Origin of the sequence: Winogradskyella sp. SM1960 (assembly GCF_020179375.1) — a bacterium.
GTDB lineage: Bacteria > Bacteroidota > Bacteroidia > Flavobacteriales > Flavobacteriaceae > Winogradskyella > Winogradskyella marina.
This window is the reverse complement of sequence record NZ_JAICBG010000001.1, coordinates 551,423-568,568: the sequence shown is the minus strand read 5'-3', so window position 1 is coordinate 568,568 and position 17,146 is coordinate 551,423. Positions and strand designations below refer to the sequence as shown.

The 17,146-nt window shown below is 33.1% G+C and carries 16 protein-coding genes; 5 read left to right on the top strand and 11 right to left on the bottom strand.

The features are described 5' to 3' along the window. Position 1: 1 nt before the first annotated feature. Both K1X16_RS02550 and K1X16_RS02545 read left to right on the top strand, forming a co-directional pair. Positions 2–1,084 (top strand): glycosyltransferase, encoded by a 1,083-nt coding sequence (locus K1X16_RS02550; RefSeq protein WP_225034940.1) that lies wholly within the window; start codon positions 2–4, stop codon positions 1,082–1,084. A gap of 9 nt (positions 1,085–1,093) precedes the next feature. Further along, positions 1,094–1,501 carry a sugar 3,4-ketoisomerase gene (locus K1X16_RS02545; protein WP_225034939.1) on the top strand — a complete coding sequence of 136 codons (408 nt, stop codon included), beginning with the start codon at positions 1,094–1,096 and terminating at the stop codon, positions 1,499–1,501. Here the strand turns inward: K1X16_RS02545 and K1X16_RS02540 are convergent. The 9 genes from K1X16_RS02540 to K1X16_RS02500 form a co-directional block, all read right to left on the bottom strand. Beyond that, complete coding sequence (locus K1X16_RS02540; protein ID WP_225034938.1) at positions 1,486–2,406, bottom strand: glycosyltransferase family 2 protein; 921 nt, start codon at positions 2,404–2,406, stop codon at positions 1,486–1,488. The two genes, K1X16_RS02545 and K1X16_RS02540, sit on opposite strands and share 16 nt — an antisense overlap. Beyond that, a complete protein-coding gene (locus K1X16_RS02535) occupies positions 2,407–3,303 on the bottom strand; it encodes a glycosyltransferase family 2 protein (protein ID WP_225034937.1) in 897 nt (298 codons plus the stop codon). Between the two features lie 39 nt (positions 3,304–3,342). Further along, complete coding sequence (locus tag K1X16_RS02530; protein WP_225034936.1) at positions 3,343–4,026, bottom strand: cell division ATP-binding protein FtsE; 684 nt, start codon at positions 4,024–4,026, stop codon at positions 3,343–3,345. Positions 4,027–4,150: 124 nt separating this feature from the next. After that, the gene (gene trpB / locus K1X16_RS02525) at positions 4,151–5,338 is read right to left on the bottom strand and encodes a tryptophan synthase subunit beta (RefSeq protein WP_225034935.1); all 1,188 of its coding nucleotides are present in this window, start codon (positions 5,336–5,338) and stop codon (positions 4,151–4,153) included. Between the two features lie 183 nt (positions 5,339–5,521). Continuing rightward, positions 5,522–6,199: a phosphoribosylanthranilate isomerase gene (locus K1X16_RS02520; RefSeq protein ID WP_225034934.1), complete on the bottom strand. Its 678-nt coding sequence runs from the start codon at positions 6,197–6,199 to the stop codon at positions 5,522–5,524. Between the two features lie 205 nt (positions 6,200–6,404). Next, positions 6,405–7,193: an indole-3-glycerol phosphate synthase TrpC gene (trpC, locus tag K1X16_RS02515; RefSeq protein WP_225034933.1), complete on the bottom strand. Its 789-nt coding sequence runs from the start codon at positions 7,191–7,193 to the stop codon at positions 6,405–6,407. After that, a complete protein-coding gene (gene trpD / locus K1X16_RS02510; protein WP_225034932.1) occupies positions 7,190–8,182 on the bottom strand; it encodes an anthranilate phosphoribosyltransferase in 993 nt (330 codons plus the stop codon). Before trpD ends, trpC begins: the two co-directional genes overlap by 4 nt. 414 nt (positions 8,183–8,596) lie before the next feature. Beyond that, positions 8,597–9,166, bottom strand: a complete 570-nt coding sequence (locus K1X16_RS02505) for an anthranilate synthase component II (protein WP_195869582.1) — start codon at positions 9,164–9,166, stop codon at positions 8,597–8,599. An 88-nt stretch (positions 9,167–9,254) separates the two neighbouring features. Further along, positions 9,255–10,655 carry an anthranilate synthase component I family protein gene (locus K1X16_RS02500; RefSeq protein WP_195869581.1) on the bottom strand — a complete coding sequence of 467 codons (1,401 nt, stop codon included), beginning with the start codon at positions 10,653–10,655 and terminating at the stop codon, positions 9,255–9,257. A 482-nt stretch (positions 10,656–11,137) separates the two neighbouring features. On the opposite strand from K1X16_RS02500, the gene K1X16_RS02495 reads away from it, so the two are divergent. The 3 genes from K1X16_RS02495 (at position 11,138) to K1X16_RS02485 (ending at position 14,455) form a co-directional block, all read left to right on the top strand. Further along, positions 11,138–11,446 carry a rhodanese-like domain-containing protein gene (locus K1X16_RS02495; RefSeq protein ID WP_195869580.1) on the top strand — a complete coding sequence of 103 codons (309 nt, stop codon included), beginning with the start codon at positions 11,138–11,140 and terminating at the stop codon, positions 11,444–11,446. A gap of 25 nt (positions 11,447–11,471) precedes the next feature. Then, the gene (locus tag K1X16_RS02490) at positions 11,472–11,882 is read left to right on the top strand and encodes a rhodanese-like domain-containing protein (RefSeq protein WP_225034931.1); all 411 of its coding nucleotides are present in this window, start codon (positions 11,472–11,474) and stop codon (positions 11,880–11,882) included. 140 nt (positions 11,883–12,022) lie between these two features. After that, positions 12,023–14,455, top strand: coding sequence for a protein-disulfide reductase DsbD family protein (locus K1X16_RS02485; protein WP_225034930.1), 2,433 nt, complete (start codon positions 12,023–12,025; stop codon positions 14,453–14,455). Here the strand turns inward: K1X16_RS02485 and K1X16_RS02480 are convergent. Both K1X16_RS02480 and K1X16_RS02475 read right to left on the bottom strand, forming a co-directional pair. Next, the gene (locus K1X16_RS02480; RefSeq protein WP_225034929.1) at positions 14,452–15,795 is read right to left on the bottom strand and encodes a sensor histidine kinase; all 1,344 of its coding nucleotides are present in this window, start codon (positions 15,793–15,795) and stop codon (positions 14,452–14,454) included. The two genes, K1X16_RS02485 and K1X16_RS02480, sit on opposite strands and share 4 nt — an antisense overlap. After that, a complete protein-coding gene (locus K1X16_RS02475) occupies positions 15,785–17,137 on the bottom strand; it encodes a sigma-54-dependent transcriptional regulator (RefSeq protein ID WP_225034928.1) in 1,353 nt (450 codons plus the stop codon). The genes K1X16_RS02480 and K1X16_RS02475 overlap by 11 nt, the downstream gene beginning before the upstream one ends. Positions 17,138–17,146: the final 9 nt, after the last annotated feature.

Here is a 17,146-nt window from a genome sequence, read left to right as displayed (position 1 = left end):
AATGTTAAAAGCTTATAATAAAAAGATCTGTATTGTTGTGTCCTCTTTAGGAAAAGGTGGTGCCGAACGCTCTTCTGGCTTATTATCTCAAATGCTTTTTGACGTCGGTTATGATGTACATGTCGTTAGTGTACTTAATGATATTGAGTTTCCGTTTAAAGGTAAGTTGCTTAATCTCGGTGAATTAAAAGATAAGAATGATACTAGGCAAGGAAGGTTTCAGCGTTTAAAGGTTTTGAAAGCATATTTAAAAGCCAACGATTTTGATTTTATCATAGATAACCGAACCAGAATTGGTAGTATAAAAGAATTTATTATATCTCAATTCATATATAATCCTAAGAAAACAATTTATTGTGTTCGTAGTTATAATGTTGATTTATATATTAATCCTAATCGTGTTTTAGCAAGATTAATTTATGGTAATGCTTTTAAAATAGTGGGTGTTTCTAAGGCAATAGCAAACAACGTAACCGAACGTTTTAGTTTGGATAATGTAACATCGATTTATAACGCTGTATCCGCCGACAATAAATCGATAGTAACGGAAAAAAAAGAAGACTATATTTTATTTTTTGGTCGTTTAGATGATGATGTTAAAAATATTTCGTTGTTATTAGATGGTTATGCTAAATCTAAATTACCAAATTATAATATTAAGCTTAAAATCTTAGGTGAAGGTAAAGATTTTGAAAAATTAAGAACAAAAACTAAGGATTTAAACTTAACGTCATCAGTAGAGTTTTTACCTTATGTAATTAACCCTTCAACATTAGTTAAATCTGCTTTGTTTACCTTGTTAACAAGTAGGTATGAAGGTTTTCCGAGATCTGTTTTAGAATCATTAGCATTAGGAACTCCTGTAATTGCAGTAGATTGTAAATCAGGACCAAACGAAATTATTCAGAATCGTCAAAATGGTCTTTTAATTGAAAACTATAATCCTGAAGCTTTAGCAGACGCTATGAGCCTTTTGTACGAGGATAAAGGCCTATATTTACATATAAAAGAGAATGCAAAATCTAGTGTAGCACATTTTTCTGAAGCTTACATTGTAAAACAATGGCAAAAATTATTGAATTAAAATAATGACATGAATACTATAAATAACGTAAAAATAATTAATATCCCAAAAGTTCATGACGAGCGTGGTAATTTAGCGGTTATAGAAAAAGACACCATTCCATTTTCTATTAAACGAGTATATTATTTATATGATGTGCCAAATGATAGTTTTAGAGGTGGACACGCACACAAAGAACAAGAATCCGTTATTATTGCTTTAAGTGGGAGTTTTGAAGTCATAGTAGATGATGGAAAAACGAAGAAGCGAATCATGCTTAATAAGCCCAATCAAGGCTTGTATGTACCTGTACAAATTTGGAGAGAAATTGAAAACTTTTCTTCAGGGGCTGTGTGCTTGGTATTAGCATCTACAGACTACGATGAAAATGAATATATACGTGAGTATAGTAAATTTTGTAATCAATTTTTAGGATAAATTAACCATCCTCCTCCTAGGGATTGTAATTGAAGTAATAATAGAAGTATCCATTTTGGTGATTTTAAAAGTAAACGTTGTCTAAGACTTAAACTATTCACATCTAAATTGGAAGTGTAAAATATATAGTTCTTTTTATCATTTTTCAATATACTGAATATTGCCAATGAATATCTATTTCTATCCAAAAATGTTTTTAAATCAGAATTGTCTTTTTCCTCTTCAAAATACTTATTAAACTTTGGTTTTTTGTCTATATTAAAATTTGTATTAGATAAGCTATAATCATCATAATTATAGCAAGCCAAAGGTTTATTTATGAATAGTATCTTAAAATGAAGTCCAAATCTAATCCACATATCAGTATCTTCTCCTGTTGCAATTGATATATCAAATAGACCTGTTTTTTCTAGTACAGATATATTAAAAACAACACTCGAACTTGTAATTAAGGTATACTTCTTACTAGCTTTAAAATAATTATGTAAACCATAGGTTTCAGCTTGGTTAAAACTATACGTAACCGGAGTGAGGTTATTTTTATATTTCTGAACAATTCCTGTAGCGAAAATATTTGTTTTAGGAAATTTCTGAATCGCATCATACATATGTTGCAGATAAGTGGGATCCCAAGTATCATCGCCATCTAAGAGCGCAATATAATCTGATTTTGCTCCTTTTATACCAGTGTTTCTTGCATTTGAGGCTCCTTGATTCAGTATTGATATTAGCGTGATGCGTTTGTCGCTAAAAGCGTTTATAGTTTTTTCGCTGTTATCAGTAGAACCATCATTGACGACAATAATTTCAAAATCTTTGAATGTTTGATGTAATACACTTTCAATTGTAGCCTGAATGTGCTTTTCCTTATTATAAACGGTTATGATTACAGAAAAAAATGCCATTTACTTTTTTGAATTTAAACCGCAATAATAACTCAATCTGAATAGGTCAAAAATTAAAAGCGATGGATTTTTGCCAAGTAAGTTTTTCTTGAACCTATGGTTATATTTACGGTAAACAAATGAAAGTAATTTTGAAATACCAGTGTTTTTAATTTTAGAATACACCTTTGTAATCCGCGTGTAGTCTGCAGGTAGCAAATCTTGTTGAATGAATAAATCAATGGCTTTTACAGAGTCTAAGGATTTTTCTAAAAAGATTTTACTGTTTTCTAAACCTAGATGATAAACAGGATTTTCTATATGTTCAATTTTAACCTTCGATGCTTTTAAATGGTATGAAAACAACGTGTCTTCATGGCGTAAATTAGGTATGTCTTCATTAAAACGCACCGAATCAAAAACGCGTTTATGTATTAAGAAACTTAAAGTTAAAAAGCTTAAATAGGTATTTTTGTTTCGAGCATCGGCAGACAGGGCTTCTCTTTTGTTTCCGTAAATCCATCGTAAAAGTTGCGCATCATCCACACGTTTTTCTTGGTATAAAATACCTCCATATATAACCTCTGATTTTTCTGAGATTGCACTAAGATACGTGTTTATAAAATCATCAGTTTTAGGTAAGACATCTGCATCTAGAAAGAGACACCAGTCGTATTTGGCATCGTTAGCCAATTTATTTCTAATAGCGCTTCGACCAATATTTTGAGGTAGAATGCGATATTCACAATGAGAAAAGGTATTTATAATGCTGTTACTTTCTTGTAAATTACGATTGTCAGAACAGTCATCATAACATAGTATTTCGAAGGTGGTATCTGTTTTTGTTAACTGCTTATGTATTTCGGAAACTAGGTCTGAAATATTATAATTATAAACAGGAATTAGTACAGAAATCATAACTTTTTACAAGGGGTAAAAAAGGACTTAAGAAATGCTTTAACTTTTACGTTGTACCACTTCAAAGACTTTATTTTCGTCGCATTTCAAGGTTTTACTTGGGTATTTTAAAAGCAAGGCATAATCGTGAGTTGCCATTAAAATAGTATTACCGTTTTTATTGATATCTTGAAGCACTTCCATGACTTCAATACTGGTTTGAGGATCTAAATTACCGGTTGGCTCATCGGCTAAAATTAATTCAGGATCGTTAAGTAAAGCACGTGCAATTGCAATACGTTGTTGTTCACCTCCAGAAAGTTCATGAGGATATTTAAAGCCTTTAGTTGTCATGGCAACCTTATTTAAAACAACTTCTATTCGGTCTTTAATACGGTTCTTTTCTTTCCAGCCAGTAGCTTTTAATACAAATTCTAAATTGCCATTAATGGTGCGATCAGGTAATAATTTAAAATCCTGAAATACAATACCCAATTTTCGTCTTAAAAATGGGATGTCTTTTTCCTTCATGGTTTTTAAATTAAAATCAACAATAGAACCTTCGCCCTCAGTTAATTCTAAATCGCCATAAAGTGTTTTCATAAAACTACTTTTTCCACTTCCGGTTTTACCAATAAGATACACAAAATCACCCTTTTGCATTTTAAAGTTTACTTTAGATAGCACCATGCTATCACCTTGATAAATCGTTGCATCTTTAAGTTCTAAAACCGTTTCGGACATAGTATAGGTATAAATAAATTGGTAAGTGTAAATGTATTGCTAATAAACTAATTTCCAAAAACTAAATTCCACTTTCCAATCGCGAATTCTTGATGTAAACGCACATCTTATAGTTCAATTGTCTCTAAAGCTTAAAATAATCAATATAATTCTGTAAATCTTTATCACCACGACCAGATAAACTAATCACCACTACATCATCAGGTTTAAAGGTTTTATGTTTAAAAATGGCTAAAGCATGAGAACTTTCAATAGCCGGAATAATACCTTCTAACTGCGTTAATTCTAATCCAGAAGTCATCGCTTCATCATCTGTAGCCGAATAAAATTCACCACGACCAGTTTTGTATAAATGCGAATGTAAAGGCCCAACACCAGGATAATCTAATCCGGCTGAAATAGAGTAAGGCTCTGTAATTTGACCGTCTGTAGTTTGCATTAATAAGGTTTTACAGCCGTGAATAATACCTTCTTTTCCTAATACCGAAGTGGCTGCACTTTCTCCAGAATGAATTCCTTTTCCGGCAGCTTCTATAGCGATGATACCAACGTTTTCATCATCTAAAAAATGATGATAAGTTCCTGCTGCATTACTTCCTCCTCCAATACAAGCTACGACGTAATCTGGGTTTTCTCTACCTTCTTTTTCTTTTAATTGCCATTTTATTTCTTCTGAAATGACGGACTGAAACTGCGTCACCATATCTGGATAAGGGTGTGGTCCAATAGCAGAACCGATAATATAATGCGTATCCACAGGATTGTTTATCCAATCGCGAATGGCTTCGTTAGTCGCATCTTTTAACGTGCGACTTCCTGATAATGCAGGAACCACTTTAGCGCCCAACATTTTCATTCGAGCTACATTTGGTGCTTGTCTTGCAATATCAATCTCGCCCATGTAAACCACGCATTCAATACCAGTTAAGGCACAAACGGTTGCTGTAGCTACACCATGTTGACCAGCTCCTGTTTCGGCAATAATGCGCTTTTTACCGAGTCGTTTTGCCATTAAAATTTGACCAATAGTATTGTTGATTTTGTGTGCACCTGTATGGTTGAGGTCTTCGCGTTTTAAATAAACCTTAGTATTATATTTTTCGGAAAGTCGTTTGGCAAAATAGAGTGGTGAAGGACGACCAACATAATCTTTTAAAAGTTGATTAAATTCTTCTTGAAACTCAGGTTCAGCCATAACTTTTAAATAATTTTGGCGTAATTCTTCTACATTTGGGTAGAGCATTTCTGGGATGTATGCTCCTCCAAATTCTCCGTAATAACCTTTTTCGCTGATGTGATATGTGTTTTTCATAATCCTCTGTCATTCCTGCAAAGGCAGGAATCTATTTGTTTTAATTGTCATTGTGGATTCCGCTTCAAGTGCGGAATGACAAATGTGTTTTAAATTGTATTTGTCAGTTCGGGTGATTTCGAGTTTTGTGGAAATTGTATCGAGAACATTTGAAATTACTTCTCGATACAATTTTTTCATCCTTCAAAAATCACTCGAAGTGACCTGTGTTTTAAATTTTTCTAATGCTGCAATGTTCTTTAATCCTGGTTCAATTTCAAATTTGCTGTTTACATCAATAGCGTAACAATATTGTGATTCCGGTTTTTGTAGGAATGCCAAAACGCTTTCAACTTCATTTATTCCAATACCTCCGCTTAAAAAATAGGGTTTTGTAGATGGATAGTCTTTTAACACATTCCAATTGAACGTAAAGCCATTTCCACCTGGCAATTTACCTTTGGTATCGAATAGAAAATAGTCGATTACGTCTTCGTAGGCTTCTAATTGTTTAAAGTTGAATTCATCTTTAATGCTAAACACCTTGATGATTTCTATTACATCGTTTTTAGGCTTCAATTGAGATTCCGAAACAAGTTCGGCATGACAAACTTTTCTGAGTTTGTCACAATATTCTGGTGATTCATTTCCGTGAAGTTGCACTGCGTGTAGATTATGTTTTGATATCATGTCAACAATAAAATCTACTTTAGCATTCACAAAAACACCTACTTTTTTAATGGTTTTGGGTAATTCAGGAATGGTGGTATTAAAATGTCTAGCTGATTGATCATAAAATATAAAGCCCAAATAGTCGGGTTGCAAATTTGCAACAGCTTGGATATTGTCTTTATATTTCATGCCACAGACTTTTAGTTTCATTTTATTCTCGTGAAAGCGGGAATCACACCACGCTTTTTAATTTTTGTCATTCCTGCGAAGGCAGGAATCTATTAATTTAGTTGTTTATTATGGGTTCCGTATCAAGTACGGAATGCCAGTTTTCTTATTTAATATATTCCAGCGAAAGCGGAAATCTCATCACGCATTCGACTTTTTAAATTTTTAAATTGAGACCTGCTAGGTTTTATAAACCTGCTAGGTCTTTTATAAATATAGTAGCACTCTCTCCAGGATTATCTGTCTTCATAAAATTCTCTCCAATCAAAAAGCCTTTAAATCCGTAAGGTTGTAATTCTTTAATGGCTTCAACTGTGCTAATACCACTTTCAGATATTTTTACAAAATCGTCTGGTATTAATTGACTTAGTTGTTTTGAAGTGTCTAAACTGACTTCAAACGTTTTTAAATTTCTATTATTTACACCCAACATATCTAAGGAAGGCATAATGGATTTGTGTAATTCTTCTTCATTATGAACCTCTAATAATACATCGAGATTTAAACTTTTGGCGAGTTCTGAAAATAGTTTTATTTCAGCTTTAGTTAGAATGGCTGCAATAAGTAAAATAACATCCGCACCATAAGCTTTAGCTTCAAGAATTTGATATTCATCAATTATAAACTCTTTTCTTAAAAGCGGTAAACTAGCACTTGCTCGAGCTATTAATAAATCGTCTAAAGATCCACCAAAATATTTACCATCAGTTAAAATAGACATACCACAAACTCCTGCATTTTCATAACCAGAAGCCACATCTTGTACATTTAAACTGTAGTTAATAACTGATTTTGATGGCGAGCGTCTTTTGTGCTCTGCAATAATTCCCGATTTACTGTTTCTTAAATTTGAAGTTAAAGATATGGTTGCTCTATTGAACAATATGGATTGCTCAAGTTGCGAAACGGGAATTAATGATTTACGTAAATTAACCTCCTTACGTTTATCAACTACAATTTTATCTAAGATATTCATTTACTAAGTGCTATTAATGTATCTAAACTTTCTTTGGCTTTACCACTTTTTAAAGATTTTTTAGCCAATTTAAAACCGTCTTTATGTGATATTTGTTTTGCCGTCGCAATCGCTAACCCTGCATTGGCACAAACTACATTGTTTTGAGCTTCTGTGCCATTACCTTCTATGATTTTAACGAATAGTTTTGCAGCTTGTTCTACAGTACTTCCTCCAAATATTTCGGATTGTTCAATTTGTTTAACATCTAAAAAGCTAGGCTCAAATAAAGTTTCAGACGTATTAGTAACGACCTTGGTTTTTCCTGTTAATGAGATTTCATCATAACCATCTAAAGCATGAACAATAGCATAATTTTTATCTGATTCTTGATATAAATAACTGTATAATCTCAATAGTTCAAGATTAAAAACACCGACCATTTGATTTTTAGGAAATGCAGGATTGACCATAGGCCCTAACATGTTAAAAAATGTTTTTACACCAAGTTCTTTTCGGATTGGTGCCACATTTTTCATGGCTGGATGAAATAAAGGTGCATGTAATACACAGATACCAGCTTCATCGATACTTCGTTTTAAAAAGTCAGTATCATTAGTGAATTTTATACCTAAACTTTCCATAACGTTAGATGAGCCACAGGCTGAAGATACTCCGTAATTACCGTGTTTTGTAACATGAATTCCTGCACCTGCAGTAACAAATGAAGATAATGTTGAAATGTTGAAGGTGTCTTTGCCATCGCCTCCTGTTCCGCACAAATCTATAGTGTCGTAACCGTTTAAATCTACGGGAATACAAAGTTCTAAAAGGGCATCTCTAAAGCCTCTGAGTTCTTCAGTAGTTATGCTTCGCATCATGTAAACGGTTAGGAAAGATGCAATTTGACTTTGGTTGTATTTTCCTTCGGAAATGTTAACCAATACGTTTTTTGCTTCTTCACTTGAGATGCTTTCTTGATTGATGAGTCTGTTTAGTATTTGTTTCATATAAATGTTCCGTAAAGCGGAATATCTTTTTAAATGTAATTTCTATTCTTTCTTTTTATCACTGTTCATTTTGCCTTGTTGCACAACCCTTCGACTACGCTAAGGATAAACCAAGCCAAAAATCACGATCAAAATTAGGAAATTACTCATTGATTTTTATTTCTTCAATAAGGAATTCGTGGATGCGAAGCATTTGCTGCGCACCATTCGCTTTCAAAGCTACATGCTTGAAGCTTCGCTTCGCAGTTCCGCTTCTTCGCTCATTATTTCTGAAAATCGTTGTTTCCGACTATGTCGGAATTTGGGACATTAATATTTATTAAATTTTGTTTTCTTCCCAATTAATATTTTAAGTTTTCCAACTTCCAACTTCCAACTTCCAACTTCCAACTTCCAACTTCTAACTTCTCACTTCTAACCCTCATTCACCCAATTCTTCAAAATCTGCTTTCCATTTGGTGTTAAAACAGATTCAGGATGGTACTGAACCCCTTTCACATCATAAACCTTATGTCGCAATGACATAATTTGTCCGTTTTGGTCAAAAGAAGTGGCTTCTAAAGATTCAGGTAAATTAGTGTTAACTACCCAAGAATGGTATCTACCAACCTCAAATGTTTTATCTAAACCTGTAAAAAGTGATTCATCATCAACCGAAACCGTCACATGTGTTGCTACACCATGATAAACGGTATCTAAATTCTCTAGTGAACCACCAAAAACTTCACCAATAGCTTGTTGTCCTAAGCATACACCCAAAATACTTTTAGTTGGCGCATAGGTGGCTATAATTTCTTTCAGTAAACCTGCTTCATCTGGGATTCCAGGACCAGGTGATAAGACAATTTTATCGAAAGCCTCGACTTCTTCTAGTGTTAATTTATCGTTTCGTTTTACGGTGACATCACAATCTAAATCTTCTAAATAATGAACGAGATTATAGGTGAAACTGTCGTAATTGTCTATGACTAATATTTTTTTCATCTGAATGTTCCCATGCAAATGGGAATCTTTTTAATTATACTTTAATCTTTTAAAATGGATTCCTGCCTACGCAGGAATGACAAATTAACTAAATACTTTCTGCCTGTTCAATCGCTTTTGTTAAGGCACCAAGTTTATTATAAACTTCTTGTAATTCGCTTTCTGGATTTGATTTTGCAACTAAACCTGCACCTGCTTGCCAAAATAATTTATGATCTTGACTTAAGAAAGTTCTTATCATAATAGCGTGGTTAAAATTACCATTAAAATCCATAAAGCCAATTGCTCCACCATAGTAACCTCTACTGGTTTTTTCATATTTTTCAATCAACTGCATAGCTTTGTGTTTTGGTGCTCCACTTAGAGTTCCTGCCGGAAACGTATCTGCAACCACTTGCATGGTATCTGTATTTTCATGAATAGTTCCAGTAACCTTACTCACTAAGTGAATAACATGCGAGAAGAATTGTACTTCTCTGTAATTTTCAACAGTAACATTACTGCCATGTCTGCTGAGATCATTTCTGGCTAAATCTACAAGCATTACATGTTCACTATTTTCCTTTTTATCTTTTATTAATTCTTCTGCGAGTTCTGCATCTTTAAGGTCGTTTCCACTGCGTTTAAAAGTGCCTGCAATAGGATGAATTTCAGCTTTTCCTTCACTCACTACTAATTGAGCTTCTGGCGAACTTCCAAATATTTTGAAATTCCCATAATCAAAATAGAAGAGGTAAGGTGAGGGGTTAATACTTCTAAGTGCACGATAGACATTAAATTCGTCTCCACTAAATTGTTGCGAAAACTGTTTAGATAATACCAACTGAAATACATCTCCTCTGCCACAATGTTTTTTTGCGAGTTCTACATTCGCTTTATATTCGTCATCCGTGAGGTTAGATTTAATGTCGCCTTTTGGTTTAAAATCGTACGATGCATACTGACGCGTTTGTATTAATTGTAAGATGTCATCGATATTATTTTCGTTATGAAAACAATGTGCAAAAATATATGCTTCATTCTTTTGATGATTAATCGCGATTATATTTTGATAAACCGCATAATATATTTCTGGAATACTAACTGAATTATCTTTTTTTGAAATCTCAATGTCTTCAAAATATTTTACAGCGTCGTAAGCCGTATAACCAAAAATGCCGTTGTTAATAAATTTGAATTCTTCGTTAGCATCTACTTTAAAACGTTGCGTAAATTTGTGAATTTCTTCAACAACACCAACAGTTTCAACAAAATTACTTTTAGAACTACCATCTGGATACGTTTGGTAAATGGTATCGCCTTCCACTTTTATAGAAGCAATAGGATTACAACAGATATATGAAAAGCTATTGTCGTTGGCGTGATAATCACTACTTTCTAAGAGAATACTATTAGGAAACTTATCTCTAATTTTTAGATAGATACTCACAGGAGTAATTGTGTCTGCTAAAATTTTTTTATAATGTGTGTTTAAACTAAATGTTTTCATTTTATGTCAAATTCAATATCTCTTTAAACAGAGATGCGTTTCAATATAATAGCTTCTTAAGCCATGTTAAATTAAAAAAGGCTTGTCGTGAAGACAAGCCTTTTTTTATATAAGTATTACATACCAAGGATTAGTTCACGAACGTAAGTTTGAGAAATTCCACCACCAAGTATGATTTGTATTTGTTTTCATAATATGGTCAAATATAGAAATGATAATTTATAAATTCAAATATTTGTTTTAATTTTTATAAATTATTCAAAAGTGAAGTTGTAAATTTTTAAAATAACTGAAGTCTAAACGACTTTGAAACTACATTATATAGTCTGTTACACGAATTGTTTTCTGCGTTTTAGAAATAGTATAGATTTTATTTTAAGTTGAAATTTGTTAAATATTGAAGTTAGAATGTAACACTTCTCATTTTTTTTCGTCTATATCATAATGAAATGTTAATTTTGCTAAAAATATAGAATAGAAAAATGGCTGATTTATCACAAGAAGAATGGACAAAACAATTAGAAGCAGATACTAATGCTGTTGTTTTAGACGTTAGAACACAAGATGAAGTTGATCAAGGAATGATTCCTAATGCAATTCATATTGATATATTTAAAGGACAAGGTTTTATTAATGAAGTTGAAGAATTAGATAAATCTAAAAACTATTATGTGTATTGTAAGTCTGGGAATAGAAGTGGACAAGCTTGTGCAATTATGAATCAATTAGAAATTGAAAACGCCTATAACCTTTTAGGTGGATTTAGTGAGTGGGAAGGTGACGTTGCTTAAAACTATAATATTATTATAAATAACCATGAAAAAAGTCGTTACAATTTGTTGTTTCCTATTAATGGTCGGTCTTTGCACGAGTTGCTTAGATAAGGTCCTTAGTAATAAAGAGGTACAACTTGTATCTGCTGATGAAATGGAATCTATTTTAGAGCAAGAAGATGTGCAATTAATAGATGTTAGAACACCAAAAGAGTATGAAGAGATGCATATCGCAAACTCTCAGAATATAGACTTTATGTCACCTACGTTTGATGAGGATATTTCAAAACTCGATAAAAGTAAACCCGTAATTTTGTATTGTAAATCTGGTGGAAGAAGCGCGAGATGTGCAAAGAAATTAAAAGACGCTGGATTTGAAAAAATCTATGACCTTGAAGGTGGAATTTCAAAATGGAAACACTCAGATAAACTGAATATTAAAGTTAAATCATAATCTTACCAACCGAACTAAGTGTTCGGTTTTTTTATACTCTATATTATACTTCTTTAAATCTTAAGGTTTTTATAAATTAGACGACTGTAATCTGAAAACAGAATAACATCTGTTACATTTGCAAAATTAACCTGTCGTATATGGATTTTAAAAAAGTATTTCTGCTGTGCCTTTTGGCATTTTGTTTTTCATTTAATTTATACTCTCAAGTTTTCGACCCTGTAAAATGGGAGACTAAGGTTGAGAAAGTTTCTGATACAGAATACGATTTAATTTCAACGGCTACGATAGATGCTGGTTGGCATTTGTATTCTCAAAATGTACCAGAAAATGGACCAATTCCTACTGGTTTTTCATTTACAGAAAATGATAGTTTTGAGTTAGTCGGTGAAACAACTGAAGATGAAGGTGAAATTGTTGATGATCCTGTTTTTGAGATGAAAATTAAATTTTTTGATCATAAAGCAGAGTTTGTACAACGCATTAAGGTTTTAAACAACGAATTATCATTAGTAGAAGGAGAAGTAGAGTTTATGGTTTGCGACGACCAAAGATGTTTACCACCAACGTTTATAGATCTTCAATTTAATATAAAGGACGCTAAGGGTGTTGAGGACGATGCTCCACAACTGTCTTTAGGTTTACCAAGCTCTACTAATGTCGTTGGAGGAACACCTAGAATTTTAGAGCCTGTTAAATGGAGTACTTCGGTTGAAAAAATTTCTGATTCTGAATTTGTTCTGGTAACATCTGCAACCATAGATAATGGCTGGAAACTATACTCGCAGAGTGTTGATGAAGGAGGTCCAATACCAACAAGTTTTGAATATACATTGAAAGATGGTGTAGAATTAGATGGTAATACTGTTGAAGAAAAAGGTGAGAAAAGTTTGGATAAGGTCTTCGATATGGAGATTAAATACTTTAAAACCAAAACAAACTTTAGACAGAAAATTAAAGTTGTAAATGTAGATATTGCGTCAGTTACAGGTGAAGTTAGTTTTATGGCTTGTGATGATGTTGAGTGTTTGGCTCCAACGTATGTTGATTTAAATTTCGATTTAACGTCAACCACTGCAGAAACAAAAGGTATAGATGACAAGTATGAATCTGGTACAGCAGATTCTGAAGAAGAAGATTCTAGCAGAGGCTTGTGGTCTATTTTTATTATCGCTTTTTTATCAGGTTTTGTGGCTTTGTTAACACCTTGTGTGTTTCCTATGATACCAATGACGGTAAGTTTCTTTATAAAACAAAGTCAATCTAAAGCAAGAGGCATAAGAAATGCTGTAATTTATGGTTTATCAATTGTTGTTATCTATGTCTTATTAGGAACTATAATAACGGCTATTTTTGGTGCTGATGCCTTAAATGCTTTAGCAACAAACGTCTGGTTTAATGTCATTTTCTTTATATTATTAGTGGTTTTTGCCATCTCGTTTTTAGGCGCTTTCGAAATTGTGCTTCCAAATTCTTGGGCAAACAAAGCCGATAAACAAGCTGACAGAGGAGGTCTTTTAGGCATATTTTTTATGGCTTTAGCTTTAGCGATAGTCTCTTTTTCTTGTACAGGTCCTATAGTAGGAACTATTTTAGTTGAAGCGGCTTCAAAAGGCGGTGTTGCTCCTGTAATTGGAATGTTAGGATTTTCTTCGGCAATTGCCTTACCATTTGCTTTATTCGCAGCGTTTCCTGGTTGGTTAAATTCCTTACCAAAATCTGGTGGTTGGTTAAATACCGTGAAAGTGGTTTTAGGATTTCTAGAATTGGCATTGGCTTTTAAATTTTTATCACAAGCCGATTTAGTCTTACAACTACATTTCTTAGAACGTGAAGTATTTATCGCGATTTGGATTGCTATTTTTGGAACGCTTTCACTGTACCTTTTTGGTAAAATTCAATTGCCTCACGATTCGCCTTTAAAGCATATTTCCGTAGGGCGTTTACTACTAGGTTTACTCACATTAACGTTTACCATATATATGATTCCTGGACTTTGGGGAGCACCTTTAAAAATTATAAGTGCGTTTCCACCTCCATTAGATTATTCAGAATCTCCTTATGGTGTCGGAAATTCTAGAGGTGGAGGTGCCGCGAGTACCACAGATATTCCCGAAGGTGCACATTTATTAGCTCCACACGATATTTTAGCTTTTAACGATTACGAAACTGGTTTAGCATATGCTAAAAAAGTAGGAAAACCTGTGATGTTAGATTTTACAGGTTGGGCTTGTGTAAATTGTCGTAAAATGGAACAAAATGTTTGGGTAGATCCTAGCGTTTTATCTCACCTAAAGAATGATATCGTTCTTATTTCATTGTATGTTGATGAGCAAATTGATTTTCCTGAAGGTGAAGCACCAGACTCTAAATTACGACCAGGTAAAAAATTAAGAAATGTTGGGCAAAAATGGAGCGAATTCCAAACTATTAGATATAAAACCAATACGCAGCCTTATTATGTGTTAATGGATCATAATGAAGAAAATCTAAACGAACCAACAGCTTACACACCAAATATTGATGAATATGACGCTTGGTTAAAAGAGGGTATTGGGAATTTTAAGGATTAAAACACCAAACTAAAAACAGAACCTTCTCCTTCTACACTCTTAACGAGGATGCGACCTTTATGAAGTAACATAATTTGCTTACACAGACTTAATCCAATACCACTTCCTGCGGTTTTACTGGTAAAGAAAGGGACAAAGATGTTTTCTAAAATGTCTTGTGGAATTCCAGAGCCATTGTCATAAACTTTTATAACGATATCTCTATTTGGGTTTTGAGCCGCTTGAACTTTAATTTTGGCGTCATCTTTATGTTTGCAAGCATCAACCGCATTTAAAATAAGATTGATAAGCACTTGCTCAATAAGGTGTGTATCAATATCTAACTCTAATTTTGGAGTTGAAATATGGAAGGCGATGTCAATATTTTTAGCTTTTATTGACGGTTCCATCAGATGTTGAATGTTGGTAAACACCTCTTCAATCTTAACACGTTGTAAGTTAAGGTGTGTCACTTTACTCAAACTTCTATAGGTTTTTGCAAATTTTAAAAGCCCTTCACTTCGGTTTTTAATGGTTTTTACGCCAGCATTTAAGTCTTCTAACTCTAAACGTGTTTCTTCAGGGTGATTAATGGCGAGTTGTAAATTTTGTTGAAGTGTATCGGCTAAAGAAGAAATTGGAGCAATGGAATTCATGATTTCATGTGTCATCACACTTAATAATTTCTTCCATGATTCCGATTCATTTTTATTCAACGTGTTATCAATATCTTGAATAACAATTAATTTAAAAGCATCGTCCTTAACCTGAAAAACCGTATCTGAAATTAAAATTTTTATACTTTCATTTTGAAGCGCAATAGAAATAGAATCAGGTTCTCGATGATAGGTTTCAAAAACGGTATTGAAGAGTTCTGGTTTTCTGTTTTCAACAAAGCGTATATTTTTAAAAGACGGTACATCTAGAATATCTCCAAATGGTTCATTACTCCAGAGGACGTCTCCAGATTCTAGGTTGTATGCAATAATCCCAATATCTACCATTTCTAAAATCTTCTGAAGGTAAACGTATTGCGCTTCGTTCTGTGAATTAATTTCTTTTATAGTTCGGTTTATTTCGTTAAAACCAGTATATAAAAATCGGATGTCTTTTGGTCCTCTATCTTCCGGAAACCATCTTGAAAAATCACGGTATTTAACCGCTTCAAAAAAGTCGTCTATGACAACAAAACGACGTTTTACAAAGGAATAGGTGTTTATGAGTAAATACAGTAGAGCGATGCTTATAATGGCAATATAAGTCGCTTGGTCGTTGTAAATAAAATATACTAATGCAAGTATGACACCTACTAAAAGGAGCACTCTAAAAAAGAGCCAAAGAATGTAACTTCTATAGTTCATACTTTTCTAATCTTCGGTATAAAGCTGCTCTGGTAATCCCTAAATCTTTAGCCGATTTAGACACATTGCCTTTGTTTTTTTCAAGAACTTTTAAAATGGCATTTTTTTCTATAGCGTCTAAGTTTAAACTTTGAGTTTCAATATTTGTAGCTGTCGGCGAACGTTCTATGGTTGAAAAGACTAAGTCTTCTGGTTTTAAAACCGAACCATCAGTCATGATAATTGCACGTTCTAAAACATATTGAAGCTCTCTCACGTTACCAGGAAAGTCGTGTTTTTTTAATTTTGAAATAAATCCAGAATCAAACGAAAACGGACTCTTATTATATTTTTCGGCATATAAGGCCACAAAATGATGTGCTAATTCAGTGATGTCTGTGCCACGATCTCTTAGTGGTGGCGCAATAATATCAACCGTATTAATTCTGTAAATTAAATCTTTCCGGAATTTTTTTTCATCCGCTAAAACTTGTGGATTAATATTTGTCGCACAGATTAAACGGATATTAATGGAAATAGGTTCATTTGATCCCAAGGGAGTGACTTGTCTATTTTGTAAAACAGTAAGTAATCTTGCCTGCTGACTTAAGCTAATATTTCCTATTTCATCTAAAAACAAAGTGCCGCCATTGGCTGCTTCAAATCGGCCTTTTCGATCTTCTCTGGCATCTGTAAAAGCCCCTTTTTTATACCCGAATAATTCACTTTCGAATAAAGATTCTGTTAAAGCACCAACATCTACTTTTACAAAAGGTTGGTGTTTTCTATTGGAGTTATCATGAAGTGCACGCGCTATTAAATCTTTACCTGTGCCATTTTCACCAAGGATTAAAACATTAGCATCTGTTGGAGCCACTTTTTTAAGTTTTGTAAAAACATCAGTCATCACATCGCTATCTCCAATAATTTCAACAGAATTATTGTGAAGTTGATTCTTTTTAATGTTTTGAGATGTTTTCAGCTCAAGAATCGTAGTCATGGTTTCTACGATTTTTTCATTTTTCCAAGGTTTCATTAAAAAGTCGGAAGCACCTTCTTTTAAACCTCTAATCGCTAAATCAATATCAGCATAAGCCGTCATTAGAATTACAGAGGTTTCAGGTTTTTGTTGTCTAATTTTATTCAACCAAAAAATCCCTTCATTACCTGTATTCACTAAACCATTAAAATTCATGTCAAGAATAATAATGTCATAATTAGCCTGTTCTATTTGAGACGAAATATTACTCGGATTCTTTTCAGTAACCACTTCCTTAACCAATGGTTTTAATAGCAAGCGCAATGCTGTTAAGACATCAACATCATCATCGATAACTAATATTGTAGCGTTTTTTAATACCATCACTCGATA